Here is a 3,550-nt window from a genome sequence, read left to right as displayed (position 1 = left end):
GAACACCTGAGAACGATTCGCGATCGCATTGAACGTAACGGTCAGCGGGCTGGTAGAATTCTCGGCATTTATCAAAAAGTTTGGGAAGGAATTGAAATAAAAAGTGATGATAGTCAAGAGCAGATTGAATTGTTACTCAGTGGCTTGGTCGTTAAACACGAGGGAATATTAAAGGTAAAAAATCCCATCTATCAACAAGTATTTAATCACCTATGGGTTGAAAAAAAATTAGCAGCATTGCGTCCTTACTCGCAGGTGTTTGATGCTTGGGTAGCTTCTGGGCAAAAAGATGAATCGCGATTATTGCGCGGACAAGCGCTCAAAGACGCTCAAACCTGGGTGCAGGGCAAAAGTTTAAGCGATTTGGACTATCAGTTTTTAGCAGCTAGCCAAGAAGTAGACAGACAAGAATTGCAATTATTTTTAGAAGCAGAACGTCTTAAGGAAGTAGAAGCTAGGCTGGCGCTAAAGAAAAAAAGTGCCAAACGCCAAACTTATTTGATTGCGGGACTTTCCTTCGCTTTAGCGATCGCGATCGCAGCGGGAATTTTCGCTTTCTCCCAGTACCAAAAAGCCCTCGCTAGCCAACGCAATGAGGCAATAGAAAAAATTCAAGGCAGGGCTAGATATTCGGAAGCCCTGTTTGCCTTAGATAAAAGATTAGATGCTTTAATTGAAGCGCTCAAGGCAAGAATTGAACTCAAACACTTGGCACCAAGCGACCCGCAGACAGAAACAATGGTGGAGTTAGCCTTGCGACGGTTAATTTATGGAGCTGTTGAATCTAACCGCTTTTCGGGTTATGCCTCTGTCAATGCCGCCTTAGATGTCAGTTCTGATGGCGAGATGATTGCTGTGGCAACAATGGGAAATGGTGTCCAAATTTGGCAGCGCGATGGTAGGTTGCTCGATACCTTTAAAGCATATCGCGGCCCAGTTATAAGCGTGGACATCAGCCCCAACGGTCAGCTCATTGTTTCATCAAACGGAGACACAACCGTCAAACTCTGGCGACGTGACGGTACTCTGGTGAAAACTTTGACAGGGTTTAAAGCTGTAACTGGCCAAGCCAAGTTTAGTCCAGACGGAAAACTGATTGTTGCCTCCAGTGGGGACGGTACGATAAAAATTTGGCGCAGCGATGGCAGATTGCTCAAGACCTTGAAGCATGGCGCGATCCTTTCCACACCGGTAGCTTTTAGCCCCGATGGAGAGCTGATAGCCTCGGCTGCTGACAGCGGCACTTTAAAACTCTGGCAGCCCGATGGCACGTTATTGAAAACACTTTCAGGTATGCCATCTCCTGTTTTTTCAATAGACTTTAGTCCTGACAGCAAAACCCTGGCAACCGGCGAAGGAGACGGCAAGCTGCATCTGTGGCAGCGTGACGGCAGTTTGTTAAAGACTTTCACCGCACACGATGGGGCAATTAACGCCCTAGCGTTCAGCCCGAACGGGCAGATCCTCGTCTCTGGATCTGAGGACAAGATGCTCAAGTTTTGGAGCAAGGACGGTACTTTGTTGAATGCCATTAAAGGCCATGATAGTGGCATTCTAGATCTGGCATTTAGTCCGAGTGGCGACACACTATACTCTGCATCTTTGGATGGCACTGTAAAACTGTGGAAATTACGCAATCGGTTGCTGACAATTCTGCGGGGACATACGGCGGGAATGTGGGGAATCGCTTTTAGTCCCGACGGACAGTTAATCGCTTCATCGAGTCCAAATGAGACAATTCTCTGGCGCAAGGACGGGAGTAGCTATCGACGTTTAAAAGGGCCAAGCTCTCGGTTTGGCTCAGTTGCAATTAGTCCAAATGGTCAAACGATCGCAACTGTTGGTGCAGACCAATCGATTAAGCTTTGGAGTCCGAACGGTAAATTGCTTTATAGTCTCAAAGGGCATAAAGGTGATATTAGGAGAGTGGCTTTTAGCCCTGACGGTCAGATGCTTGCTTCTGTGAGTAGCGATCGCACAGTCAAACTTTGGCGGTTAGATGGCACCGAAATCGCTACTTTTAGAGGACACACGGCGGGGATTTGGGGGGTTGCTTTTAGTCCCGATGGTTCGACACTTGCATCGACCAGTGGCGACAACACGGTAAAGCTTTGGCATTTAGCTTCCCCGAAACCTGCAACCCCACAGCCCACACCCGCTCCAAAGGGGTTTGGTGAGGATAGCTTATTCAAGACTCTTCAAGGTCATAATAATACGGTCACTGGCGTAGCTTTCAGCCCTAATGGTGAATTGATTGCTTCGGTGAGTTCAGACACGACGGCTAAACTTTGGAGTCGTGACGGCAAGTTACTGCATACTCTTAAAGGACATAATTCTGGGACTTGGAGTCTAGCGTTTAGCCCGGACAGCCAGACCATTGCTACAGGCAGTAATGATGGAATAATTAAACTCTGGAAGAGTAATGGCACATTGCTGACAAATCTAATTGGGCATAGTGCTGGGGTGAAGGGATTAGCCTTCGCTCCTGATGGCAAAACTCTGGCTTCGGCTGCTGAGGACAAAACGGTAATTTTGTGGAATTTAGAGCAGTCTGTAGAGCTAGATAAGGTAGTAGCAGCGGGTTGCGATTGGGTGCGGGATTATCTGCTCACTAATGTCGAAGTGAAGGAGGAAGATAGACATTTGTGCGATCGCGAAGCGCTGCAGCGAAGCGCCGATCGCTCTGGCCAATAGACATCTTCAAAAATATAGGGCTTAAGTTTGGAATCTGCGCGATCGCACAAATAGGGCAGTTTTTTAGCTTCTGTTGGTGAAGATAACACTCTCGTTGTCTCGGATTTTCCGCGCGTACTCAAACTTGATTTGCACCGAATATAGCTGTAATTGGGTACGAAATTATCTGCGGACTCTCTGCAGAGGTGGAAGAGGGCGATCGGCAACGAGAGTCAATATACCTAATCTGAAAATAGGGGCTGGGGGCTAGGGGAAGAGGGATTTTCATCGGTTCGTTGTACCCAAAAGGCATGGGGGCCTAGCTTGAAAATAGGGAGTGGATGGTAGGGGCGGTGCCTCCGTCATCGGTGTCAACTTAACGTTTGCTTGGCGATTTTAACCGCAGCTACATACATCTAATTCAGTGGGACGAAAAGAAGCGATACATTGTTAAGATTGGCTATGACCTGGCTCTGACCCAAGGCATTCCCAATCAAATTTTCGTAAAGAGTGGCGAGTTTCACACTCACGGCCTGGGCTCATCAGATTTAGGATTGGGGGCTTACCGCAATTCTGTAATTATTAACACTTTGGTAGGGCGAACCGTCTATCCTGTTCAACAGCGCAACGTATTTCAGCTGTTTGGTATCATATAGCAAAACCCTTTGATTTGTAAACAATCTATTCAATTATCACAAGCGTTTCAGGTAGTTCTACATTCATGACTCAAATAGACTTGCTATAGCATGAATAATTATCAGTATTATATAGCAATCCTTGCAGGAGTTGTAAATTTTTTTCCCCACCCCAGCCCTCCCCGCGAGTTCGGGGAGGGAGTAAGAAATTCACAAATGATTTAGGATGGCTATAGTGTTTT

Annotated in this window: 1 protein-coding gene; it reads left to right on the top strand. The window is 46.8% G+C overall.

The window, feature by feature from the left end:
* Positions 1-2,694, top strand: a 2,694-nt coding sequence (locus QUB56_RS36475) for a WD40 repeat domain-containing protein (protein ID WP_332961233.1), incomplete at its 5' end; no start/stop codon positions are given.
* Positions 2,695-3,550: the final 856 nt, after the last annotated feature.

The sequence above is a fragment of the Microcoleus sp. AR_TQ3_B6 genome, assembly GCF_036702785.1.
GTDB lineage: Bacteria > Cyanobacteriota > Cyanobacteriia > Cyanobacteriales > Microcoleaceae > Microcoleus.
The sequence above is the reverse complement of the archived record's forward strand: the minus strand, read 5'-3'. Positions and strand labels throughout refer to the sequence as shown.